The organism is Anabaena sp. CCY 9613, assembly GCF_963920895.1.
GTDB lineage: Bacteria > Cyanobacteriota > Cyanobacteriia > Cyanobacteriales > Nostocaceae > Cyanocohniella.
In genome coordinates this window covers 1-24317 of the sequence record NZ_CAWUDE010000023.1, presented here as the reverse complement: position 1 = coordinate 24317, position 24317 = coordinate 1, and the positions used below count along the sequence as shown (strand labels likewise).

20 protein-coding genes are annotated in these 24317 nt (G+C 41.9%); 12 read left to right on the top strand and 8 right to left on the bottom strand.

From position 1 onward, the window contains the following. Positions 1 to 6 precede the first annotated feature (6 nt). Entirely contained in the window at positions 7 to 1062 is a 1056-nt protein-coding gene (locus tag ACM0OT_RS21210; RefSeq protein ID WP_414566377.1) for an MAE_28990/MAE_18760 family HEPN-like nuclease, read from the top strand. Positions 1063 to 1188: 126 nt separating this feature from the next. Here the strand turns inward: ACM0OT_RS21210 and ACM0OT_RS21205 are convergent, their stop codons facing one another. Next, positions 1189 to 3033, bottom strand: a complete 1845-nt coding sequence (locus tag ACM0OT_RS21205) for a lipoxygenase family protein (protein ID WP_414566376.1) — start codon at positions 3031 to 3033, stop codon at positions 1189 to 1191. A 292-nt stretch (positions 3034 to 3325) separates the two neighbouring features. On the opposite strand from ACM0OT_RS21205, the gene rnhA reads away from it, so the two are divergent. Beyond that, the gene (gene rnhA, locus ACM0OT_RS21200; protein WP_414566375.1) at positions 3326 to 4237 is read left to right on the top strand and encodes a ribonuclease HI; all 912 of its coding nucleotides are present in this window, start codon (positions 3326 to 3328) and stop codon (positions 4235 to 4237) included. Positions 4238 to 4676: 439 nt separating this feature from the next. Further along, a complete protein-coding gene (locus tag ACM0OT_RS21195) occupies positions 4677 to 5759 on the top strand; it encodes a glycosyl transferase (protein WP_414566374.1) in 1083 nt (360 codons plus the stop codon). On the opposite strand, the gene hisC is transcribed toward ACM0OT_RS21195, so the two are convergent. Then, complete coding sequence (hisC, locus tag ACM0OT_RS21190; RefSeq protein ID WP_414566373.1) at positions 5754 to 6806, bottom strand: histidinol-phosphate transaminase; 1053 nt, start codon at positions 6804 to 6806, stop codon at positions 5754 to 5756. The genes ACM0OT_RS21195 and hisC overlap by 6 nt on opposite strands. A 96-nt stretch (positions 6807 to 6902) precedes the next feature. Then, positions 6903 to 8636, bottom strand: a complete 1734-nt coding sequence (locus tag ACM0OT_RS21185) for a hypothetical protein (protein ID WP_414566372.1) — start codon at positions 8634 to 8636, stop codon at positions 6903 to 6905. A gap of 296 nt (positions 8637 to 8932) precedes the next feature. Here ACM0OT_RS21185 and ACM0OT_RS21180 point away from each other — a divergent pair, with 296 nt between their 5' ends. From ACM0OT_RS21180 to ACM0OT_RS21160, 5 genes are all read left to right on the top strand, one after another. After that, the gene (locus ACM0OT_RS21180; RefSeq protein WP_414566371.1) at positions 8933 to 9517 is read left to right on the top strand and encodes a YdeI/OmpD-associated family protein; all 585 of its coding nucleotides are present in this window, start codon (positions 8933 to 8935) and stop codon (positions 9515 to 9517) included. A gap of 316 nt (positions 9518 to 9833) precedes the next feature. Continuing rightward, the gene (locus ACM0OT_RS21175) at positions 9834 to 11060 is read left to right on the top strand and encodes an ATP-grasp domain-containing protein (protein WP_414566370.1); all 1227 of its coding nucleotides are present in this window, start codon (positions 9834 to 9836) and stop codon (positions 11058 to 11060) included. Between the two features lie 40 nt (positions 11061 to 11100). Beyond that, entirely contained in the window at positions 11101 to 12030 is a 930-nt protein-coding gene (locus ACM0OT_RS21170) for an ABC transporter ATP-binding protein (protein WP_414566369.1), read from the top strand. Next, a complete protein-coding gene (locus ACM0OT_RS21165; RefSeq protein WP_414566368.1) occupies positions 12023 to 12796 on the top strand; it encodes an ABC transporter permease in 774 nt (257 codons plus the stop codon). The genes ACM0OT_RS21170 and ACM0OT_RS21165 overlap by 8 nt, the downstream gene beginning before the upstream one ends. A 57-nt stretch (positions 12797 to 12853) precedes the next feature. After that, the gene (locus tag ACM0OT_RS21160) at positions 12854 to 13735 is read left to right on the top strand and encodes a succinate--CoA ligase subunit alpha (RefSeq protein WP_414566367.1); all 882 of its coding nucleotides are present in this window, start codon (positions 12854 to 12856) and stop codon (positions 13733 to 13735) included. 58 nt (positions 13736 to 13793) lie between these two features. On the opposite strand, the gene aspS is transcribed toward ACM0OT_RS21160, so the two are convergent. The 3 genes from aspS to cruF form a co-directional block, all read right to left on the bottom strand. Then, entirely contained in the window at positions 13794 to 15581 is a 1788-nt protein-coding gene (aspS, locus tag ACM0OT_RS21155) for an aspartate--tRNA ligase (RefSeq protein WP_414566366.1), read from the bottom strand. A gap of 161 nt (positions 15582 to 15742) precedes the next feature. Beyond that, on the bottom strand, positions 15743 to 16933 hold the full coding sequence (gene cruG / locus ACM0OT_RS21150; protein ID WP_414566365.1) for a 2'-O-glycosyltransferase CruG: 1191 nt from the start codon (positions 16931 to 16933) through the stop codon (positions 15743 to 15745). Positions 16934 to 17058: 125 nt separating this feature from the next. After that, entirely contained in the window at positions 17059 to 17967 is a 909-nt protein-coding gene (cruF, locus tag ACM0OT_RS21145; RefSeq protein ID WP_414566364.1) for a gamma-carotene 1'-hydroxylase CruF, read from the bottom strand. Positions 17968 to 18341: 374 nt separating this feature from the next. Between cruF and ACM0OT_RS21140 the strand changes: the two genes are divergently transcribed. Further along, on the top strand, positions 18342 to 18782 hold the full coding sequence (locus ACM0OT_RS21140; protein WP_414566363.1) for a hypothetical protein: 441 nt from the start codon (positions 18342 to 18344) through the stop codon (positions 18780 to 18782). Between the two features lie 56 nt (positions 18783 to 18838). On the opposite strand, the gene rpmA is transcribed toward ACM0OT_RS21140, so the two are convergent. Both rpmA and rplU read right to left on the bottom strand, forming a co-directional pair. Next, complete coding sequence (gene rpmA / locus ACM0OT_RS21135; RefSeq protein ID WP_414543315.1) at positions 18839 to 19120, bottom strand: 50S ribosomal protein L27; 282 nt, start codon at positions 19118 to 19120, stop codon at positions 18839 to 18841. A 28-nt stretch (positions 19121 to 19148) separates the two neighbouring features. After that, entirely contained in the window at positions 19149 to 19547 is a 399-nt protein-coding gene (gene rplU, locus ACM0OT_RS21130; protein ID WP_414566362.1) for a 50S ribosomal protein L21, read from the bottom strand. Between the two features lie 534 nt (positions 19548 to 20081). On the opposite strand from rplU, the gene ACM0OT_RS21125 reads away from it, so the two are divergent. From ACM0OT_RS21125 to ACM0OT_RS21115, 3 genes are all read left to right on the top strand, one after another. After that, entirely contained in the window at positions 20082 to 21128 is a 1047-nt protein-coding gene (locus ACM0OT_RS21125) for a zinc-dependent dehydrogenase (protein ID WP_414566361.1), read from the top strand. A gap of 123 nt (positions 21129 to 21251) precedes the next feature. Next, the gene (locus ACM0OT_RS21120; RefSeq protein WP_414566360.1) at positions 21252 to 22517 is read left to right on the top strand and encodes an inorganic phosphate transporter; all 1266 of its coding nucleotides are present in this window, start codon (positions 21252 to 21254) and stop codon (positions 22515 to 22517) included. Positions 22518 to 23123: 606 nt separating this feature from the next. Beyond that, on the top strand, positions 23124 to 24317 hold a 1194-nt coding region (locus tag ACM0OT_RS21115), incomplete at its 3' end, for a coiled-coil domain-containing protein (protein WP_414566359.1).

Sequence of the window (24317 nt, the reverse complement as noted above, 5' to 3'; positions counted from 1 at the left end):
ATAGCGATGTTTCAGGATATTTTAATGACAGTAAAAGTTAATATTAATACTGTACGTTCTATTATTACAACTAATGATAGACTGATGAAAATTGCGTTTGCTTCGGGTTCTATAATTAAGACAGGAATATGCAAAGAAACAGACGCCATCCTCAGTCAGCTTTTCCAAGATATACCGAAATCGAGAGAATGGAGAGTTTACGATCACTGTGCTGTAATCACACGTTTGTATGCAATTTATGAGCGTTTTGTAGAAGAATTAATTAGTGATTGGTTAATACTTTTGCCAGGATTATATCCACATTATTCAGATTTAGAGGAAACAATCAGAAATACTCACCAGGTAGGAGTAGGAAGATTACTGATTGAATTGAACAAAAGCAGATACGAACACCTTTCCTCTGAGAAAGTTATGCAAGGTTTATTTTATGGGAATACTGGTGAAAAAGAGTACGAATTGCTGCCAGATGCATTTCTTATTCATGAACAAAACTTACGCCGGGAAACTTTAGTCAGATTATTTGCCAATGCTGGCATATCAAACGCTTGGATGTGGATTGAAAAACATAGATCTATCAAATATTTTTTAGAAGAGATTAGAGGCAATCAGAACACTGCGGAAGGAGAACTTAATGAATTTATTAGCTATCGTAATGATGCAGCACACGGTTTTCCTGATAATGTTCTAGGGGCTAGTGCATTATTAGAATTATGTGACTTTGTAGATGCTGTGTCCCAAGCACTTGCTGAATTAGTAACTTATCAGGTTATTAAACGAAAGGAATCAATAGGACAGATTAGGGAAATTGGCAAAATTACCGAATGGTTTAAGAAGCCTAATGCTGGAGTTGCACGAGTTGAAGAAATTAAGTTATCCGTTGGCAACAAACTTTTCTTAGTCAGTGAAGAGACATCTTGCTGCTATTTGGTTGCTATCAACAGTATTCAAATTGATGGTAGTTCAGTGAATGATTTACAAACAGATACTGTGATGGAAGTTGGGTTAAAGTTTGACTTGAGTGCTAAAGAAGGGTTGCGTCTCTATCAATTAGAATTTGAATAACTAAACTTTCTCTCAACCTTAACTTGTGACAAATGAAGGCCGCCGCTCCTCTACAGACGATTATGATTAATGTGTTGGAAAGAGTTTTGAATTGGGATGACGGCTGGTCAAGTAGCTTGAGAAAAATTATCCACTGGTACTATTAGCCATGCGGGAAGGTAGAAAGCCAGGATAGCATTCTTGCCGACGTTTATTGCGTTGTTCAATGAGTCTTTCCAAACCTTGGAGACGATTCTGCAAGCTTCTCAGAACAGCAATGGCGCGATGGTCTTGAAAACTATTTTCACCAAAATCTGTAAACGCCTTAGGATCGCGCTTGGTACCAATCCCCGCTATGAGGTTGACTTGAGTAAAGGTTGCAGCAACACCAGGTAAAAAACTAGTCAAGCTATTCTCATCTTGAATGATACCTTTAATAGTGGGAATGGGCTGATAAATTGCTCCAGGCATATTCGGCATAAAAGCCATATATTGATATTGAATCCAGGCAATAGCTGAGTGTTGCGGGCCAGCAGTAAAAATGATTTGGGTGAGTAAATCAATCAATTGGTCACGGGTGGTAAGTTGCGATGGTAGGGAAACTACACCAAAGCCTTGTTCACTGATGGGTTTACGTAAAGTTTGTAACCAATTTTGGAGTTCAAAATCCTCACGGACATCTCGATTGGATCTATAGTAAATGCCAATATATTGACTCACATAATCTTCTAAAGCTTTCCAAATTAGCAACCCGTCATCACGATAAGGAAACTCTCGCAATCCAGAACGTTCATCTACACCACGCTGGCGTAAATTGTTAGGCAGAGCAAAACTGCTAAAGTTGTGGAAAATATCAGCAACACCCTGATTAGCAAGATTCCTTGAGCTTTCTAGGGTACCTCCGAGAATTATCTCTACGAAGCCTCCAGGATTGATAAGTACCTGATCACCAACAGCATTAATGGCCATTGTGAATTCAAAGTGAGGCTTGAGTAGCACATTGACGGGATGACGCGCTGCTAATTCTCGAACGCTTGCTAAGGCTATGGGTTCTAAAACAAGATGAGTTTGACCCAGATGACGTACCAATTCATGGACATAAAAATCAGCCATTTGGGTAATTATTTTCGCCAAAGTCCAGTCCACACCATCCAGAGGTGTACATAGTAGACTGACTCCAGGAATTTGTCCGAGTTGGATAGCTATGGGGATTAATTGCCAATTTCCCCGGACGCGATCGCCATAATAAAGCGCTATGGGTGCGGTAAGATATTGATTGGGTTTGGCGGTAATGTTATCGCTAGCGAGTAAATCATAATCGGTAACGAATAGACGGCCTTTTTGCGTAGCACTGTGAATAGTTTCGCTAATGTGTCTACCTCTATGTAGAGATCTCAACACAGTTTGAAAAATCTCATCTGTGATTCCCAGTTTTTGGGTGAGAGGATAATTCAGAGCTAAAACATTAGTCAATTCCATCGGATTGGGGCCAGAAAGCCGCTGTTGGGCGAACGTAGCATCATTCCGGAAGGTTTTAGCAATCTCTGGTACAGGTAGGACGGGAAAGACGCTAGCGTAGTCGTCTAGCCTGAGAAAAGACTGGGGGTTCTGGAAAAATGCTTGTTGATTCGCTACTATTTTCTCTGTTTGGATGTCACGGTTTTGGTTATATCCCTCAGAAAACAACTCTGGGATAGGTAAAGTTGCTACCCGCACAGAATTTGGTAGTCGCTGTGCAACCTGATATTCTTGACGTACCTGTTGTAACTGTTGTTGACGCTCTTGCTGGGTTGTCAGTGAATCATGCTGCGGTAAAGTGGGAATTTGCGGATTAGCTGGAGGTCTTGGTCTTGGTGGTTGAGTGTCCCCAACTCTCAAGCTTTCTAATCCAGGCGCACAAACAAAACCTAATAAGGCCAACATAGTCCGGCGCGACAGTACATATTGCTCGATTAATCTTTGGTGTCGTTGCTGTTGATTTGGTGAACGCATTACCTATTCTCCTCCACCTAAATTCAGACTTTACGCCAAGAGAAATCATACGACTTTTGCCGATTTTTCTGTAATTTACGACACTTATCTTTAAAATTAAATATTGCTGAAAATCAAATATGCCTTACCCAAAAAATTTGTAGAAACTTGGTAATACAACATTTCTAGATTCTTTTTTGAGATAGCTATTGATTTTTATTATTGTTGCGTTACCTTATATATTGCTTCATATTACTTTGTATATTTTGTCGCTCAATTCTTTTGCCTGCCTATCTATGCGGTTATTTGCATCATGTCCAACCAACGCACAATTCAAAGCATATACACTGATGGCGCTTGCACTGGTAACCCGGGCCCTGGCGGTTGGGGTGTTGTAGTGTATTTTCACGATGGCTCAATTCATGAAATGGGTGATGCTGCCAGCTATACCACCAATAATAAAATGGAGATGCAAGCTGCCATCGCCGCCCTCAAATTCCTGGAAACATCAGGACAATCTCAACCCATTACCCTTTACACCGATAGTGAATACGTAATTAACTGCATTACCAAGTGGATACAAGGGTGGAAAAAAAAAGGCTGGAAAAAAACAGATGGTAAACCGGTGCAAAACCAAGACCTGTTAGAAACCCTCGATGAACTTAATAGCCGACTTGTAAAATGGCAACACGTGCGGGGACATTCTGGTAACATAGGTAACGAACGTTGTGATGTGATTGCTCGCTCTTTTGCTAGCGGACAAATTCCATCTCTACAACAGTTATCCTCTACTGAATATGACAATTCTTTACTTCCAGTAAGTGAAGTAAATGTAGCAAAAGTAGCTGATTTTGATTCTAACTCTACAATTCTTAACAAAAGTACACAAAAAAATAGTACTTCTGAATCAGATATAAACGCTATGGAACCATACACCGCACACGCTGCGGCCGCGAATGAAGAAAAACTGCCTGCAACAAGAATCGAACAACTCCGCAACTTGGTTGAAACTCTACGAATAGCGGAAGAAATTTCTGAAAACGGCTACTTAATTACTAGTTCTGAATTAGCAGACTTGATGGATGTTCACGCCAGTGCTGTCACCAGTCGAGGAGATCAATGGCGTTGGCGCAACTGGATTGTGTCACGGGTAAGACGCGAAGGTAATCAAATTCTCTGGGAATTGGAACGGGGCGATCGCTTGGCTACCGACGATGAGTCTTGACACTCTCCGGTCTAAAGACACGGAGATTCTTGGTTCAACGAGTCCACTTAGATTAGACCCCTTGCGGTATCTAACCCAGAGGTGGTTCTCTCCTCAAGCGTTAACTTTCCGAGTGCCCCTCGGTAGTTGGATTACTCCAAAAATTTGTTTGGTTAAATTCTGTGTCGTCTAGTTCCCATGAAGATTTTACCTATTCCTGGAAAAGAAACTAGAACTATGGTACAGATTGCTGTTAAGCAGTGTAGGGTTTTTAATGTGGTTAATTACCCCTCCACATTCTAAATTTTACCATATTGCATCACGGCTGGGTTTACCCTGTATCGTGGTTTTCATCCCCGGTCTCAACCACGAAAATTGCAACTACGTTGCTCTTTTTCCTGGGTTTTCAACCTACACCTTATAATCTCTGCAAGCGATTATTTATCAGTTATCTTCTCCAATGGAACGCCCAATTTTATATGTAGCCATTACTAACCACGGCTTTGGTCATGCAACTCGCACTGCATCTGTGGTGGCGACAATTCAAAAGTTATGCCCAGAGGTATTAATCATTATGGCGACCACAGCCCCACGGTGGTTGCTAGAGTGCTACATAGAAGGTGATTTTATCCATCGTCCCCGCGCCTTTGATTTGGGTGTGGTGCAGTCAGATAGCTTGACAATGGATAAGGTAGCCACACGGAAAAAGTTACTGGAGATTCAAAAACAGCAAAATTCCTTAATTGCTTCCGAGGTGAATTTTCTGTGCCAAAATCGGGTGAATTTAATCTTGGCAGATATTCCTTTTTTGGCTCCTTTGTTTGGCAAAGCGGCAAATATCCCTTGTTGGATGATGAGTAATTTTGGCTGGGACTTGATCTACAGAGATTGGGGCGGCGAATTTATAGCCATTGCTGATTGGATTAGTGAATGTTACTCCCAATGTAGTCGTTTGTTTCGGTTGCCATTTCATGAATCAATGGATGGTTTTAGTAACATTACTGATGTAGGTTTAACTGGTGGTAATCCTCGTTACTCGGCAGCTGACCTACGGGCTACTTGGGGGATCACTGCACCACAAGAAAAAACGATTTTGCTAACTTTTGGTGGTTTGGGTTTACAGCAAATTCCTTATAAAAATCTCCAGCATCTTCCCCATTGGCAATTTATTGTTTTTGATAAATCTGCTCCTGATTTACCTAATTTAGTCAAAGTTAGCGATCGCCAATACCGTCCAGTGGATTTTATGCCCATTTGTGGGCGTGTGGTTTCTAAACCAGGTTACGGCACTTTTTCGGAAGCGGCAAAACTGGATATTCCTTTGGTGACTATTCCCCGTGATGACTTTGCTGAAGCTGCTTTTTTGTTACAAGGTATTATTAATCACCATCAACATCAAATTATAACGCCCACAGAATTTTTTCAAGGTAGTTGGAATTTTCTGCATCAAGCACCCCAAGCCCCAAAGTTATCTCAGCCTCTAGCTAAAGATGGGAATGAAGCGATCGCTCAGGCTGTGGTGGAATATTTACGGGGTTTATAAACACAGTTTACTCAGTGCTTCTACTAATACTTGGTTTTGTTCATCTGTACCAATAGAGATGCGTAATTTATTATCTAGACCTGGCTGGGGGAAGTAACGCACTAAAATATTCTGTGCTTTGAGCTGTTGATAAAGATATTGAGCGTTGTCTTGGGGAGGCTGTACTAACAAGAAATTGGTTTGAGAATCCCAGACTTGGAAATTTAATTGTTTTAAGTCTATGGCTAATTGTGTCCGCGATGCTTTGACCTTGGCTACACCAGCATTTTTATACTCTTGGTCGATGATAGCAGCCGTACCCACAGCGCAGGCGATCGCATCAATGTTATAGCTATCCTTGACCTTAAACAAGTTATGCAGCAGTTTGGGGTTGGCTATTCCAAAACCCAAGCGTAATCCTGCCAATGAGTAGCCTTTAGAAAGCGTCCGCATGACAATTACATTTTCGTATTCTTTGACTAATGAGAGTGCATTTTCTTCAGCAAAATCTACATATGCTTCATCAATAACTAAAACCCCAGATAACTGGCTGGCTAGTTTCCGCAAGTCATTTGTTGGTACTACATGACCCGATGGACTATTGGGTGTAGCAATAAATGTGACTGCACCATTAGCTGCAATTAGTTCTGCTATGGGTAAACTGTAGTCTTCACTGTAAGGAATCTCCACAATTTCCGCAGCTTGCATCTGAGTTAAAGTTACATATAGTACGTAAGTGGGCATGGGATAGACTACCTTTTTCCCAGGTTCCGCACAGGCGCGAACTACTAAGTTCAATAATTCATCACTGCCATTACCAACAATTATCCAATCACTGGGAACTCCTAAGACTTTACTTGCAGCTTGGCGAAACTCTCCCCCAAAAGGTTCTGGATAACGGCGCAACCACTCTCCATCGATATTGCGTAGCACAGCTAAAGCCTGTGGTGAGGGAGGATAAGGATTTTCGTTGCTATTGAGTTTAATAATGGGCGTATCCCGTGGTGGTTGTTCACCAGGGATGTAGCTAGCCATTGCATTAACGTTGGCGCGGAAGTAGTTGGTCATGGCTGACGAGCTGACAAATGAAAGTCAACGAATATATTAAACTGTTGCCCATCTAGTTTGCACATTGACACAGCAGAGGAGCAGAGATAATGTCAGCTACTCTCTATTCCCTCCTCCCGGTATATGAGTATACAGTCCTTCTCCTTGAGTATCATAGATAAACAACGGTAGATTCGCATTATCACCAATTACTGAGAGCGCTGTTTGTAAAGTTTGCCAATGATTAGCAATATCAAATACTGGACTAGAGTTTTCGCTATCGGCTTCAGATAAGGTATTTTGTAGGACTTGTTCGTAGTCAGGGGTGAGTGAGACAACAATACTGTTGTCGTTGATCATAAAAGTACAAATCCGCATGTCACTATTACAGATTTTATCTAAATCAGTACGGGTTTGTTGCCACATACTAGCAATTTGTAGTTTTTCTTGTGCTTGTTGGAGGGCTGATGAATAAGGTGCAATCAGTCTCTGAGATTGACCGTAGTAAAAACTATCTCGAGGAATTTGCTGGGCATTCTGCAAAGCTTGATCCCAGTATGTAACCGCTATTTGCCATTGATTTTTTTGCTCATAGGTTTTGGCTTGATTGGCTGTGTTGACTGCTTGTTGGTAGCTTCTGGCTGCTATTTGTTCTAAGGTGGCGCGATCGCGTGTCCTTGCTAGTTGGGGTCTATACTCTAGTAACAGTTGTTGGGCTTGATGATATGCTGGGCTGCTGGGCGGAATAATATTCAAAGCGTTAATGACTATTTGCCAAGTAGATTGGGCTTTTTGCCATTCACTCAAGGATTTGGCGGTGTCGGCTCGCTTGGCGGCTACATTAGCTACGGCTTTGGCATCTTTGAGTTTTTTCAGCCATTTGTCTTGGGCTAGTAATTGCTGATTAATATTTTGTAAACTGACACGATACTTAATTAATTTTGGTTGCACAAGCTTGTAGAGTTCACTACTAGGGCCGATGCTTTCTAAGGGTGCGATCGCCTGTCGCCATAAATGTTGTGTGGCTTGTAATTCCTCGAAGCTAGTCGCAGTTGTGGAACTTTGTTGTTCTGCCGCAGATGCCGCTTTTAACGCTGTCACCACCTGGTTAATTTTTTCCGCCTGTCCAGACAAGTTGGCTTTTAGTTCCTCAACTTGTGACGCACGCGGTGACCAATGGGGAATTTTGGTTAAATCGGCGCTGGCTATCTCTAGTTGCTGTTGCAGTAAGACTAATTCGTTTTCTGACTTAGCACGACGCATTAATTGTCTAGATTCTAAGTTGAGTCGCTGGGCTGTCTGGAGTTCTTGACACTCAGACATCACACAAGGACGAGTTAGGAGATAAACCCCGCTACCAAATACACCAATTCCCATCACAGCAAGACCCAATAACAGAGATTTGACTGGGCGTGGTGACTGGGTGGTCAATAAATCTGGTTCATCTTCTACCCAATGTTCAAATTCCTCTTCATCATTCTCGACATTAGGTGGAAAATAGGTCAGAGAAGATGAAGGCGGTATTACTTTCTCTGATTCTCTATTCTCCTTCTGCTTCATCATTAAGGAATGTGTCGCATAAGGGCGTTTTTCTCCAACTACCCGCAGAAAGCATTGGACTCGCTGTTCCCTAGCGGTTGGTAAGGACTGGAGTGTTGTTTCCAGTACGGCAAATATATGTTGAGTATCAACTGTGACACCAACTGGATGTTGAGTTAAAATCATCAACTCGTCTTTTTGGACAGCACACTTAACTTGGAAGACTTCACCAGAGGGGACTTCTGCCATAACTTCAGCTTGCAAAGTTTTGGCTAAAATCTGTAAATCTTCTTGCTGGACTGCTACTTTCATAGAGCGTTCCTGCGGAATTTATATATTGTTTTGTTTATCTTGGAAGGGATGAAATCAGGGAATGACGTTTGTTGAATGCAAATGCACAGTTGAACCCACCACAGCCAAAGAATTAAATAGAACAACTTTTTAACACAAATTCTGATTTTTGAGTAAAATTTATCACCGTAAATACCTTTTTTTGCAGAAGTCGCAGATGTGGACTTCTCAGTATTTATCAGTAATTCACCCACCAAGTTAAATTACCAATAAAAAATGGGCATAATATAATTTGTGGGCGTTGAAAAATCTCGGTAATGCCAAAATTTGATGACCAACTCGAAAGTATTTATGCCAGCGATCGCATTTCTTGGCGGGAGTGGTTATTCAACAATCATCTTACTTCGCCTGGTATATGGTTGATTTACTACAAAATCAAAAGCGGTCAACCAAGTATTAAATACAGCGAAGCAGTCAAAGAAGCTTTGTGCTTTGGTTGGATTGACAGTAAAGTCAAATCACTCGATGAAGACCGTTATCAGCAAATTTTCACTCCTCGAAAAACGAAAAGCGTATGGTCAAAATTAAATAAGCAATACATTGAAGAGCTAATTGAACAAGGCTTGATAACTCAGGTAGGTCTGGAAAAAATTGAAGTAGCAAAACAAGACGGCTCATGGAACTCGTTAGATGCAATTGAAGCATTGACTATTCCGATAGACTTGAAGCAAGCCTTGGACGCAAACTCTCTAGCCAATCTTAATTTCCAGGCGTTCAGTAATTCATGGAAGAAGAACATTCTATTTTGGATTGACAGTGCAAAACGTCCAGAAACTAGGTTGAAGAGAATTGAGCAAACCATAATGGAAGCAGCACATAACAGAAATCCATTGAACCGATGAATTGATTACACTTTTTGAGAATTTAGTCTAATGCTGGACAGGACTATTTGCCAAATCTGATGCTCTTTGACATTAATGCTGGTTTTGTTATATGCTGGCAAATTCACTGACTATATTAATTACTTATAGTCATGACAGTAACTAAAAGTATTTTGAAATACAAATTTGCCTCTTTGACTGAATTAGATAAAACTAAGCAGTAAAAAATAAACTATCATAGACTCACGAAGCTTGATGATGCAATTATAGTGCTATAAAAAGTAGAAAACAGCACCAAATAAATGCTTTTGGAAGTGTAAATACCAGGTGCAAAACAATGGATTTATTGGAGTATCAAGTAAAAGAATGGTTTGGAAAAATAGGCATTCCCGTATTGCCTTCCCAACGCATTGACCATCCCACAGATTTGAAACGTTTAAAAATTCGCTACCCGATTGTACTGAAGTCGCAGGTATATGCTGGTGAAAGAGCAAAAGCCGGTGGAGTCAGAATTGCAGACACCACAATTGATGCGATCGCAGCGGCTCAAACTATCTTTAATTTACCAATTTGGGGCGAGTTACCGGAAGTTTTACTAGCAGAATCTAAGTATATTGGGAAACAGGAATTTTATCTAGCAGTAGTTTTAGATACCGCTGTGGGTCGCCCAGTGCTTTTAGGCTGTAAAGAAGCTGATATCGATTGGGAATCAGCAGGCGAGAAAATGCACCATGTTGTAGTTGAACAAGAATTTTCTCCTTTTTATGCGCGGCGACTGGCTTTAAAAATGGGTCTGCAAGGCACATTAATGCAGTCGGTTAGCTCAGTTGTAGAAAAAATGTACCAGTTATTTGTCCAAAAAGATTTAGATTTAATAGAAATTAATCCTTTAGCTGTGAATGCTGCGGGACAAGTCATGGCTCTCAATGGTAAAGTCAGCATCAACGAACGAGCCATTGGACGGCATCCAGAACTAGCCGATATAGCGGTAAAAATAGCTAACCGTCATAGCAACTTGAGAAAAAGTCATCTTGGCAACTGGGATGGTGTAGAGTTACATGGCAAAATCGGTATTTTAGGTAATGGTACTGGTTCAATGATGGCAACTTTAGATTTAGTTACCAGTGCTGGTGGTAAGCCGGGTATTTGCTTGAATCTACGCCATGCTTTACTGACTGACATCTCACCCACAACCTTTTGCGATCGCCTCGCTAAAGCATTAAATATCTTAGCCGCTGACAAAAGCATTCAAGTCATACTACTTAACTTTTTAGGTAGTGTACCTCAAGCTGATGAAGTCATAGAAATCATTACTAACTTTGTAGAAAACCACAAAAAGGACACTAAATCGCAGAATGGACGCTCTAGTAGTACTAAAAGTCGACGAGACTCTTGTTTTCCGCGCTTAGTTATCCGTATTGCTGGCTCTGAGTTCAATATGGCTAAAGATGGTTTAGACAAATTACAACAAGAAAGTGATGCTCTAACCGTGGTGGAAAATTTAGATGAAGCAGTTGCAGAAGCTGTTCGTCTGGCCAAGCCAATTGCTTACAAAAAAGTTTGATACAATTTTGCATATTTACCGCAAAAAGCTGTAGTTTTTCATGAAAACATTAGAAGCAAGTCAGCTTCAAAAAACTTTTCGTCAAAGCAAACAAATTATTACAGCCGTCAAAGATGTTTCCTTAAATATTTATCCTCAAGAAGTATTGGCTTTTCTTGGCCCCAATGGTGCAGGTAAGACTACCAGTATTAAGATGATTGCTGGATTAATTCAACCTGATGCGGGTTGGGTGAAAATTGCTGGTAGTGATCCCTATCGTAACCCCGCAGCACTACAAAATTTAGGCGCTGTACTAGAAGGAAATCGTAACCTTTACTGGCGATTAACTCCCCAAGAGAATTTGGAATATTTTGGCGTATTAAAAGGAATGAGCCGTCGAGAAGCGAGGAAATCGGGTTTAGCACTTTTAGATAGATTTGGCCTAATGTCTAAACGCCAGACAGCAGTGGAAAATCTTTCACGGGGAATGCAGCAGAAGTTAGCATTTGCTGTGGCCTTAGTTCATAAACCCCAACTATTATTATTAGATGAACCCACTTTAGGGCTGGATGTAGAAGCCACAGAAGATGTCAAAATTTTAGTCAAAGAAATTGCTGCTGCTGGTTGTGCTATCTTACTAACTACTCATCAACTCAGCATTGCAGAAGAACTTGCAGATAGAGTCGCCATTATTCAATCAGGGGAAATTATCACAGAATTATCAACCAGTGAATTGATTCGCAAATTTTCGGGAACTGGTTACAAAATTGAGGTAGAAACTGTACTTGATAAGTCACGGATTACAGCTTTAGAAAATCTGGGTGCAGTAGTTCAAGGCACACAAATTATTCATTTATCCCAGCCAGAATTACTTTACAAACTTCTCGATATTATCAAACCTCTGCCTATATCATCTCTGGAAAAAGAGCAAGCGAACCTCACCCAAATCTTTTTGCAGATAGTGAGAAAAGGCAGAAATCAAGATGCTTAAATTATTTTTAGCTGAATTGCGCCGTAGTTGGATTATGTCCATTCGTTATCCTGTACAGTCAATAGGCAGGATTTTTGTGTTTGCTTCCATATTTTATGGATTATTCTTAAGTTCTCGTTATGTTGCTGGTGATGCTTTTCAATTAGGCGATCGCCTCGACTCGATTATTATTGGCTATGTGCTTTGGACTTTAACGTCATTCATTCTGGCTAGTCTGGCGGGAGAGTTGCAAATAGAGGCACAAACTGGTACTTTAGAACAACTTTTTCTCTCGCGCTATGGTGCGACTAAGGTTTTTTTAATGCGAATGTTGGCTGATTTGAGTTTGCAGATAGTTCAAATATTCACCATTCTTGTAATCATTATGATACTAACAGGTAGCCGGCTCAACTTTCCTCCTACATTGCTTTTACCTTTTGTTACCGTGGTCTTAGGGGCTAATGGTTTTGCTTTTGCATTGGGGTCTTTATCCTTAATCTTTAAACGTTTGCAGGAACTTTTAGGTGTGACTCAATTTCCGTTATTATTTTTGCTGACCATACCCACCGAAAATTGGATAGGATCAGCCAGAATTTTAGCAGCATTGCTTCCCATGACTCCTGGTGCTGAATTACTACGTGATGTGATGGCTAGAGGTGAAAGTTTGAATTTAACCAAGTTATTAATCGCTTTCATCAATGGCACAGTATATTTTGCCGTAGGATTATGGATATTTCGTCAAGCTGAAGGCAAAGCCAAGCAACAAGGAATATTAAGAGGATACTAATTCCAACAAGTAATAATAAACTTATTCTCTAATTTGCTAAATCTACCAAAACGTTTTATGAACTTAACACCAGACAGCAAAGTATTAATCCAAGGCTTTTCTGAATTTATCACAGCAACTCATGTTGCTCAAATGAAAGCTTATGGGACAAATTTGGTTGCTGGTGTAAATCCCGGATGTGGTGGACAGCAACTTTACGGTCTACCAGTCTTCGATTTAGTAGAAGAAGTAGTAGAGAAATTTGGCGCTATCGACACCGCGATTATCTGTGTACACCCGTACCAGGTGTTAGATGCAGCATTAGAAGCGATCGCCTCTAATATCGGACAGATTATTATTATCTCTGCTGGCGTACCACCATTAGATATGGTGCAATTACTCCGCAAAACCGAAGCACATGAAACCTTGATAGTAGGGCCCAATAGTCCCGGAATAATTGTTCCAGGGAAGATTCTTTTAGGGACTCAGCCCAGCGAATTGTATACACCAGGATCAGTAGGGATCGTCAGTCGTAGTAGCACCCTCACCTACGAAGTTGCGTGGGAATTAACCAAAGCTGGTTTAGGGCAATCAATTAGTGTCAGTATTGGCAGTGATGCGATCGTTGGTTCATCATTTTTGCAATGGCTACAAATTCTCGACGAAGACGAAACCACAGAAGCGATCGTTTTAGTCGGTCAACCTGGTGGCGGTAGTGAAGAAGCCGCAGCGGGGTATATTACTGAAGCCATTGATAAACCAGTCATCGCCTACATTGCAGGTAGACACGCACCACTAACAAAAAATTGGCGCCAAGGAGGGACTTTAGCCGCAGTTATCGGCCGTGACCCTAACTTTGGCACAGCACAAAGTAAATTAGCTGCTTTTAAAGAAGCACAAGTTTCTGTGGCGGAACGTCCTTCTCTAATTCCCCAACTGGTAAGAAAGGGAATGAATTAATGTGAGTTCGATGAACCTCTCCCCAACCCCTCTCCGACGCGGAAAGGGGCTTAAAGATCTATAGTTTTGGCTTGTACGTCGAAGCAACATGCAACTCTTTGAGCTGCTTAGTATCTACACCCGCAGGTGCATCTGTCAGTAAACAACGTGCTTGTTGTGTCTTGGGAAAAGCAATCACATCTCGAATGGATTCTTCCCCAGCTAGCAACATCACCAAACGATCTAAACCGTAGGCGATACCACCATGAGGCGGTGTACCATATTCAAAAGCCTCTAAGAGAAAGCCAAATTTGTTATGGGCTTCTTCTGGAGACAAACCAATGGCTTCAAACACCTGCTGTTGGATATCCCCTTGATAAATCCGCAGACTTCCACCACCAATTTCTAACCCATTTAACACCAAATCATAAGCTTGGGCGCGAGCAGTTTTTAAATCGTTGATATCTTCAGGATGAGGTGCTGTAAAGGGGTGATGCAGTGCTTCTAGGCGTTTTTCATCAGCATTCCACTCAAACATGGGGAAATCTGTAATCCACAGCAAATTGATTTTTTCTGGATCAATTAATTTAAACTCCCTAGCCACAACTTGCCGTAATCTGTCTAAAGTTTTATTTACGGTAGCAGTATCACCAGCCCCAAATAATAATAAGTGACCGGCTTTAGCACCTGTACGCTGTAAAATCTCTTGTTTTTGGGCTTCGCTGAGGTTGTCTTTAATGGCGCCAATGGTATCGATTTCGCCATTTTCTCTCACCCGGATGTAAGCCAAACCTTTAGCCCCGGCTTCGCTGGCTTCTTTAAATAAGTCACCACCTGGCTTAATACGGACATTAGAAATGGCATCGTTACCGTTGGGAATCGGCAGAATTTTCACGATACCACCATGAGCGATCGCATCTCGAAAAACTTTGAATCCAGAGTCTTTTAAGACATCGGAAACATTGACTAATTCTAAGCCATAGCGAGTATCTGGTTTATCGCTACCATAGCGTTCCATCGCATCAGCATAAGTGAGGCGGGGAAATGGCAAGTTTAACTCAATACCTTTGACTGTTTGGAAAATATGAGCAACTAACTTTTCGTTCAACCCGATAATTTCTTCTTGCGACATGAAACTCATTTCCATGTCCAACTGTGTAAATTCTGGTTGTCTGTCGGCGCGTAAGTCTTCATCACGGAAGCAACGGGCAATCTGATAATATCTATCCATGCCAGATACCATGAGGATCTGTTTGAATAGTTGGGGTGATTGTGGCAAAGCAAACCATTCACCAGCGTTGACGCGACTCGGTAAGATATAATCCCTCGCACCTTCTGGGGTGGAACGGGTTAAAATGGGAGTCTCCACTTCAATGAAACCTTCCAAATCTTCTAAGTAGCGCCGCATGGCTTTAACTACTTGATGACGCAATTGCATATTCTGCGCCATGCGTTCTCGCCGCAAATCCAAATAACGATACTTCAACCGTAAGTCTTCTCGCACAGTTTCGGTATCAGCCGTGGAAACTTGAAATGGTAACTGTTTACGAACGCCGTTGAGCAGTTGAATATGATCAGCGTAGATTTCCACCTCGCCTGTAGGGATGCGGGGATTTAAAGATTCGTCGGGACGTTGTGTTACCCTGCCAGTAATAGCAACAACGTATTCATTTCGTAGAGAGTTTGCCTGTTCGTAGGAATCTGGGGTGCGTTGGGGATCACTGACAATTTGGACAATGCCAGAGCGATCGCGTAAATCTAAGAATATCACGCCCCCATGATCGCGGCGACGGTCTACCCATCCGTACAAGGTAACAGTTTCTCCAATATCTTTTTGTCGGAGTGCGCCGCAATAGTGAGTTCGCATAGGTGTTAGTTTTATTCTGTCGGGCTAGATGGGTGAGTAAAATGTCAAAGCTTTCCCATTATCTAGCATCAATAGTAATTGTAGTAGTTTCAGTTCAAGAAAAAAAATTTAGATTACCTCCAACCTCAAACCCCGGTTTTTTCCCAGCGACAATTGCCCACTTACTGATACTTTCTGCCCCGCCACTCCCGTGGAGTGTGAAATGCAGATAAGAAAATCCGTAGTACTGCTAGGGGGTCAGTTAAAGGAGACAGCCAGAATAACCAGCCACCTTTGGCACTTTTACGATCATATGAAGGTGCGATCGCTAATAGCATCGCAAAGCGAATCACCAACAGAAATACGTTGAGTCCCAATAAGAAGATGTGGGGGGATGGGATGATGGGGGGATGGGGGAAAAACAGCAGGTAAGTTAAGACAATTGGTAAAGGTAGACCTTGAACGGCTGATAGTAGCCATAAGTCTCCCCAGATTTGCGCTGATGGCGATGCGTCTTTGAGGTCGAGGCTGCGTCCCCACTCTTTCCAGGTTTCTATGGCTCCTTCGTACATCCGTACTTTTAACACCTTAGCGCCATCTAAAAAGCCCACTTTAAACCCTTGGGCTGCAATGTGTCGCGCTAATGTGACATCATCACAAAAAGAATTACTGGCACTGATATAACCACCCACAGCAGCTAAAACTGAGCGTCGACATAAAAAGCATTGCCCATTAGCCATGACCCGTTCTGGCTGGTCGGTATTGATCCCCGCCGGGTCAAATCTGTAAAGCAGTGTCATCAATAATGCTGGTTGCAGCAAGCATTCTCCTGGATACTGAAGGATAAATTGAGGTGAAAGGGAAACCAAATCATATCCTTGTGCTTCGGCTGTCTTCACCAAACTTGCTACTAAACCCGGATGCGGCTGGGTATCAGCATCCATTCCCAGAAACCACTGACTTGCTTCTGAGCTATGCAAAAAGCCGTTATGCAAAGCCCAAGGACGACCCACCCAATTAGCAGGTAAGGGGTCATCGGTCATTAAGCGAAAACGGGGGTCTTGCTGCTGTGCAGTTTTCACTAAGTCGGGGGTACCGTCTTGGGAATTACTGTCTACCACAATAATTTCCCGCACTTCGTAGCTTTGACGACTCAAACCAGATAACAGAGGACTAATACGAAGCGCCTCGTTTAACGTGGGAACGACGACACTGACATTACCCAAAATTTCTGGTGTAGGCTGTTGTGGTTGAATGGGCGGATGGCGTCTAGGCCCTTTGACCAGCCGTGAAAGTAAAATCGCTGTTGCTGGTAGTTGGATAAGTAGCAATAGAAAAGATATGACGCTTCCTACTGTTAAAGCGTTGTCCACAGTTAAAATATTTTGCAATTAATGTTGTGGGAAAAAGAAGAGGCTAGGGGCTAGAGGCTAGGGAGATGAGGAAGTATTTTCAGGTTTTTACCTAGTTCCTAATCCCCAGTCCCTATTTCCTAAATTTATTTCAACGCGACTTTAACACTGGCCACGGAAACTTTGTTATTTGTTGCTTCAACGTTAACTAGGTCAGATGCGGCTGTCCCTTTTAACCAAAATCCTACAGCCGGGGTTACACCTAGCACTAAGCCCAATAGCACAGGAATGGAAAATCCAGCGGCTATGCTCATCACTGTGGCGAAACCAAAGTTGCTTAAATAAACGATTAAGGGTAAATTAAGCTGCGATCGCTCGAATTTAATCGGGTTATTTTTCCATAGCAAGGCGGCTACAGTCATAAATACTATTCCTGTACCTAACCAACCTGCAAAGTTTTGGTAAGGCATTCCGAAGAAAGCTCCTGGTTGTTGCCAATACCAGAACGGCAAAGAAGTTTGACTCATGGCCGGGTCAAGAACAAAATCCCAACAGGTGAGCAACAAAGAACCCAACACAATCGCGCCTGTATGACGCCACCAGCTAGGTTTGGTATCCACTGATAAACCAGCACGCGCCAGCAGGTAAGCCGCGCATCCTACATAAAACCATGACAAGGGAATGGTAAACGGCACTAAGCCTCCAATTTTATAACCCAACCCACTCAGGTAGCTGTAATGACCAAAGGGAAATCCTGTACTTGTTCCTAATAATTCACTGGTTAAGGAAATAAATATTGCAGGTAGCATAAATGCCAAAATTCGACCCAAACCCAAAGTCCGCAAACCATACAAAAATACAGCTGCTGCGCCCAAGATGATATAAACTACACCGCCGCCTGCCATACTCCACTGCATGGCGGTCTGCCCAACTTCGGATAGATGTAAAATTACTTCGGCATTAGGTATAACTAGTAGTATGCCTACCAATCCAAACACCATCGACACGATATGACCAATCAGGCATACGCGTTCAGCTATAACAAGTTGTTTCATGATAAGTCCTTAACAAGATGTGACACGTGGCTACTCGGCTGCTAATAGTTTACAAATGTTTACGAAAATATTTAACTAGTTTGTCCTGTAATTCTCTGTAAAGTGGTTAGGTTTTTTGGCGAAAGTATCAAAGCCTATTGATAGAATCTAGAAAAAATAGGATGATAAACTTATAGTCTAAGCCATTGCAGTCAAAATCTATCTAACTGAATATAGTGTTGTGCTAGTTAGCATGAGCGTTTGCACCTACAATTTACCAGCCTCTTGCTATACAGAGATATATTTTAGGGGAGATAAGATTTAAAGTAAAACCAAGATTTTGCTGACACTGCTTGTTCAATGACAGCTTGATTTATTCAGGGCGACACTGACCCATGTCAATTGTAAAAAGACTTCCCTGGATATCCTTAGTACTAGTACTGCTAAGTTACAGTACATTGGGTTGGGTATTATCTGAAACGCAAGCGCCTTTGTTTGTATGGATTGTGTTCATGCTGACTATTTTACTGTTAGTTGGCTGCTTGACTATTCCTTGGACAACAATGGCTAAATACTCTACTGTATTATTGCAATCCAACCTCAGATCTTTTGCTGCTACTATTTTTTGCGCCTTTTTATTTTTTCTAATGCTTGCTTGGTTCCGCATATTTTTGGATACTTTGCTAATTATTTCTGCGGTTGTCTTGGCGAAAATTGACTTTCAAGCAGCTGGTTTTAGAAAAGGTCAGGCTTTTTTGATTACGTCTATATTTTCATTAGCAGGTTTAGCCCTGGGAAAAATTCTGCATGTGGGATTTTCACAGCAGCTATGGTAATTATTTTTTTAATTCAGTTATGAGGTATGAGGGTGGGCAATACCCACCCCAATTATCTACACAGCTACTGCTTCAACTGTTGCTGCAACTGGGTAAACACTAATTTTTTTGCGGGTTTTACCTTTTCTTTCAAAGGTCACTACACCGTCAACTAAGGCAAACAAAGTGTCATCGTTGCCAATCCCAACATTGTTACCAGGGTGAAATTTAGTTCCGCGCTGACGTACAAGAATGTTTCCTGCACGTACAGTTTGACCGCCGTAACGTTTCACACCCAACCGCTGGGCATTAGAGTCACGACCGTTACGCGTACTACCTGTTCCTTTCTTATGAGCCATAATTTCCTCTTGTGTTGCTTTTTTTTAATTATTCAGCAGTATCTTCTACAGGGGAATTGTCGGTGACTGGAGGTTCAGCAGTTACGCCTTCTTCAGCAGCGAACACCTGACCATTTAGGGTGATGGAATTAATCATAAGTCTAGTGATTTCCTGGCGATGCCCCCGTTTTTTGCGGGTTTTCTTTTTCGGCTTCATTTTATACACCAGGACTTTGCGACCTCTAAGATTACGTAACACAGTCCCTTCTACAGTCGCCCCTGCAACTAACGGCTGACCAATTGTGACTTCGCCGTCGTGTTGTACTAGTAATACAGATTCTATTGTAACTTTTTCGTCCGCTTCCACATGGAGCAGTTCAACGTCGTAAAAGCGGCCTGGCTCAACTTTAAATTGCTTACCGCCAGTTTCAATAATTGCGTAGGTCATGAATGAAATTGTCCTTGAAATTGCCGTACAGGTAGCTGGCTTTCTCTTGTAGAGATGCGATTGATCTAACTTTGATGAATCGCTGTTGCTAGCTTTTGTGATATGTCTACCTGATCCGAGCAGGAATTAGACAGACAATCTATAATTATATGTTATTAAATGGATTTCGGTCAATCCCAACATGACTTGATATTTTGGCTCAAACTGAGTTTGCTGATTTGGCGGAATTGCGGTAACTAGCGATGTAGTTACTAGAGACACAGAACAGCACTAACACATCTGGGTAACAACATGCGTTGCTCAGATTTTTTCTTGATGATATATAGATAGAGCACATTCAAAAATATTCCCGAGGATTCATTCTGAGTCAACACAACAATAGCGACTACAAATAGTAAGCTTCCCCGGTCTAAAGTTATCCATAATTCATAAATAATCTTACACAACAACAACTAAGATTAAATCTCAAACCTCATAACCTAATCCGAACCAGTAAATGTTACATCTAGTAACGTTGAGCGATAAAAAACCAACGTGAAAGCACAGGTATTTAGAGGCGTTAATCAACTGTCATACGAAGATATCCCTGTACCGAATCTGGAAGCAGATGAAGTGCTGGTACAAGTGGGTGTAGTGGGATTATGTCAGTCAGATATTAAAAAAATTCGTTATCCCTTGTATGAACCTCCACGCATATTCGGCCATGAAACAGCTGGTACGATCGCAGCGATAGGTTCTCAGGTACAAGGTTGGCAAGTGGGACAACGGGTGGCGGTGATGCATCACATTCCTTGTATGCGTTGCGCTTACTGCCTAAATGATAATTTTTCCATGTGCGATGTCTATAAAAATATCTCTACCACAGCCGGATTTAACGCTAGTGGTGGCGGTTTTGCGGAGTATGTCAAGGTTCCCGGACATATTGTGCAGAATGGGGGGTTAATTCCCATTCCTGATGACATCAGCTTTGAAGAGGCGAGTTTTGTAGAACCAACTAACTGCTGTCTCAAAGCCGTGAAAAAAGCCCAAATTGCTCCAGGACAAACTGTTTTAGTGACTGGTGCAGGGCCAATTGGCTTAATGTTTGTGATGTTAATTAAGTACTTCGGAGCGAAAGCCATCGCTACTGATTTACTACCATCTAGAATTGAAAAAGCCTTGAATGTCGGAGCAGAAGCGGCTTTTGATGCTCGTGACCCTGATTTACCTGGGAAAATTCAGGCTTTGACTGGGGGGATGGGTGTTGATGTAACTCTGCTAGCTGTTCCCAGCGACAAAGCTTTCTTCCAAGCCCTGGAATGTACCCGCAAAGGCGGTAAAATTTTGTTTTTCGCCGAATTCCCCGATGAGTTGGAAATTCCCGTGAACCCAAATATTCTTTACCGTCGGGAAATTGACTTAATGGGTAGTTACAGTTCGTCTTATCGACTTCAGGGTTTATCGGCAGAGATCGTATTTAATCGCCGGATCGATGTCACAGCCTTGATTAGCGATCGCTATCCATTACAAGATTTATCACAAGCCGTAGACCAAGCGATCGCCCCAAATCCCGAAACATACAAAATCTTAATTTATCCGTAGTCCGGGCAAACAAGATAACAGTAGAAAATATTTATAGCGCTTCTCTAGATTTTGCGATAAGTTATCACTTTTCCCTCCTCGGAGAATCGCTATATTGTTTCTTTACATCTACCCAAACAGTCAATGTCCATTACGTTAATTTTAGTTGCCCTACTAGCTTTCTACGTCGCCTGCAACCTTGGCGCTAACGATGTCGCCAACGCTATGGGAACTTCTGTAGGTTCCAAAGCTATCACCCTGAAACAAGCAATCATCATTGCGGGAATTTTAGAGTTTACAGGTGCTGTATTATTTGGACATGAGGTATCGGCAACCTTAGCGACAAAAATTGCCAATCCCCAATTATTTATAGCTACACCCCAAATTTTATTGGCTGGGATGGTGACAGTGTTACTTTCTGCTGGATTGTGGCTGCAAATTGCCACTTCACGGGGTTTGCCTGTATCATCCTCCCATGCCGTTGTCGGTGCGATCGCCGGATTTACTTGGGTGGCTTTGGGAGCCGGTGCAATTAATTGGTCATCCATTGGCTTAATCACCATCGGTTGGATTTTCACACCAATTATGAGTGGGGCCATCGCTGCTGTGTTTTACAGTCAAATCAAGCATTGGATTTTAGATCAACCAAATCAAGTCGCACAACTACAAGAATGGATTCCTTGGTTGAGTGTCATTCTGCTTAGTGTATTTGGCGTAATTGTTCTACCTTCCTTAACCCAACCCCTAACTAATTACTTGAACCAGCAACTTGGTTTAAACATCCCCGCTTACGATATCCCCTTATTCACAGGTGCATTAGCCGCAGTTGGACTCACAGTGTTTAGTTGGCAAAAGTTAGGAAATGAGGGAGAAATAGTACCCAGTACCCAGTACCCAGTACCCATTGAACGCCTCTTCGCTCGCTTCCAAGTCCTCAGTGCTTGCTTTGTAGCTTTCGCTCATGGTTCTAATGATGTGGGTAATGCGATCGCTCCTTTAGCTGCCATCGTTTATATTCATCTGACTGGTAGCGTACCTATCAATAGCATCACTATACCCATTTGGATTTTAATCCTTGGTGGTGCTGGCATTGTGACTGGTTTAGCTATCTGGGGTAGAAAGGTAATTGCTACTATTGGCGAAAATATTATTTCCTTACAACCTAGTAGTGGGTTTTGTGCTGAACTAGCAACCGCTACTACTATTTTATTGGCATCCCGGTTAGGTTTACCTGTCTCCACTTCTCACGCTTTAGTCGGTGGTGTAGTGGGTATTGGTATAGTCCAAAATATCAAGTCAATTAAATTTCAAACTCTTCAAGGTATAGCCGCTGCCTGGATCATTACAGTTCCTATAAGCGCGCTTCTTGGTGCTGCTATCTTTAGCACCGCCCGGATGTTCTTTCTCTAATATTTATCCTTGATGAGTCTTCATGAATTAATATTTTTCTGATTACACCTAAACAACAGACTACTGAAAAACCAAAGCCAGCGGTCGTTTTTGCAGAAAAACAGTTAATTAATTAAAATATAATGTAGGGGATCATCATATGGAAAATTTCTGCGAATAGGTACTTTAATCCCTCTGAGAAATATAAATTGTCACATAAGTTACATTCTGCAAATCCTACATTCCAAGGCTACAACTTTGACCAATCTAATTGTGGGAATAGACGTATTTATCAGCCTTGGATCATGAATGTTGGTAGCGGAAAAAATAAGTATTGATATTGAGTGAGATGTTTTTTTCTAATCAACTCTCACTAGAGAAAAGTTAATTTAAATCAAACTGATCACAGACTCCTCTTTGATGCTGAGGAAAACACAGTATAGTAGGCTGTGAAGCGAAAAAAATATTACTTTGCCAAATTTGTACTCAGCATGACAAAATTACGTTTATATGCGTAATTCCTGTGAAAGTTTTGAGTTTATCTGAAAAATACAGGAAATCAGTATGAGCGCCAAGCAAGTTTACGGGAAGCGGCTTTATCTTCAAGGTGTTAGAGGTTAGAAGCTAATGGGGCGATTTGAGAAGCGACCAGACAACCCGCAAGTCAGAGGCGAGCTATCCAGAGCAGCAGAAACAGCTTTATGGGCTGTTGTAGAAGATTTGGAAAGTCTCCAGCGGAATATGCTCAGATCCTTGCAGGACGAAATCAAACAACTGCAAGCGCAAAAAAACCGTTTATCTGATGACATCCAACAGTTGTTAGAAGAAAAGGAACACCTACAACAGGTACGGCAAATTACTGAGCAACAAGTGTTAATCCGTCAGTTGTCAGAAGCTCTGGCAAAACATATATCTTCACAACTGCAATCGTCGCTGGCAAATTTAACTAGCCAATCCGGCGGAGGTAATTCCCAACTGAAGTCGGTAGGGAATCAAAATGAAAATACCGAACAAATGCTTGGTTCTTTGGATGATACGCTCACCATTACTTTTAACTCTTTACAGCAGGAGATAAAAAACTATCAAACTACTCTTTCCCAACAGTTGTCGCGGATGCAAAGTCAGCAACAACAAGGGGAAGCGATTGTAGAGGAATTGATCAATCACCTACAAGGGGAACTAGTTAAAGCCACCAAAGAAATTTCCCTAAAAGCTACAACATCGCCGCCTACTGTTTTGCAACCGACTGAGCCATCTCAGCCCAGTTCCCCACAAACATATCTACAGGTGGGAGAGATTCAAAGCAGCACAGAAAACTTATCCCAGAGCAACAATACACTGTCGGGAAATGTATTGCCATTTAGCAATCCCAATACTAACGAGCCAACTTCTGTTATCAGCAGGGAAGTTTCACAACCCGATACTGAATCGCCAGAGTCGGACAAAATTATTGAGTCTATTTCCATTTTTCCGGGGAATTTAGCTGAAGACGATCGCCAATCTCCACCACCACCAGAATCAACTTCTGTGATTAATCGCCAAGACTGGGAAGACGATCGCCAATCTCCACAATCACTAGAACCAACTTCTGTGATTAATCGCCAAGACTGGGAAAGCGATCGCCAATCTCCACCACCACCAGAACCAACTTCTGTGATTAATCGCCAAGACTGGGAAGATGATCGCCAATCTCCACAATCACTAGAACCAACTTCTGTGATTAATCGCCAAGACTGGGAAGATGATCGCCAATCTCCACAATCACTAGAACCAACTTCTGTGATTAATCGCCAAGACTGGGAAGATGATCGCCAATCTCCA

Coding starts and splice junctions, on each gene's coding strand:
- ACM0OT_RS21210 (WP_414566377.1), top strand. CDS start 7: ATGTTTCAGGATATTTTAATGACAGTAAAAGTTAATATTAATACTGTA.
- ACM0OT_RS21205 (WP_414566376.1), bottom strand. CDS start 3,033: ATGCGTTCACCAAATCAACAGCAACGACACCAAAGATTAATCGAGCAA.
- rnhA (WP_414566375.1), top strand. CDS start 3,326: ATGTCCAACCAACGCACAATTCAAAGCATATACACTGATGGCGCTTGC.
- ACM0OT_RS21195 (WP_414566374.1), top strand. CDS start 4,677: ATGGAACGCCCAATTTTATATGTAGCCATTACTAACCACGGCTTTGGT.
- hisC (WP_414566373.1), bottom strand. CDS start 6,806: ATGACCAACTACTTCCGCGCCAACGTTAATGCAATGGCTAGCTACATC.
- ACM0OT_RS21185 (WP_414566372.1), bottom strand. CDS start 8,636: ATGAAAGTAGCAGTCCAGCAAGAAGATTTACAGATTTTAGCCAAAACT.
- ACM0OT_RS21180 (WP_414566371.1), top strand. CDS start 8,933: ATGCCAAAATTTGATGACCAACTCGAAAGTATTTATGCCAGCGATCGC.
- ACM0OT_RS21175 (WP_414566370.1), top strand. CDS start 9,834: ATGGATTTATTGGAGTATCAAGTAAAAGAATGGTTTGGAAAAATAGGC.
- ACM0OT_RS21170 (WP_414566369.1), top strand. CDS start 11,101: ATGAAAACATTAGAAGCAAGTCAGCTTCAAAAAACTTTTCGTCAAAGC.
- ACM0OT_RS21165 (WP_414566368.1), top strand. CDS start 12,023: ATGCTTAAATTATTTTTAGCTGAATTGCGCCGTAGTTGGATTATGTCC.
- ACM0OT_RS21160 (WP_414566367.1), top strand. CDS start 12,854: ATGAACTTAACACCAGACAGCAAAGTATTAATCCAAGGCTTTTCTGAA.
- aspS (WP_414566366.1), bottom strand. CDS start 15,581: ATGCGAACTCACTATTGCGGCGCACTCCGACAAAAAGATATTGGAGAA.
- cruF (WP_414566364.1), bottom strand. CDS start 17,967: ATGAAACAACTTGTTATAGCTGAACGCGTATGCCTGATTGGTCATATC.
- ACM0OT_RS21140 (WP_414566363.1), top strand. CDS start 18,342: ATGTCAATTGTAAAAAGACTTCCCTGGATATCCTTAGTACTAGTACTG.
- rpmA (WP_414543315.1), bottom strand. CDS start 19,120: ATGGCTCATAAGAAAGGAACAGGTAGTACGCGTAACGGTCGTGACTCT.
- rplU (WP_414566362.1), bottom strand. CDS start 19,547: ATGACCTACGCAATTATTGAAACTGGCGGTAAGCAATTTAAAGTTGAG.
- ACM0OT_RS21120 (WP_414566360.1), top strand. CDS start 21,252: ATGTCCATTACGTTAATTTTAGTTGCCCTACTAGCTTTCTACGTCGCC.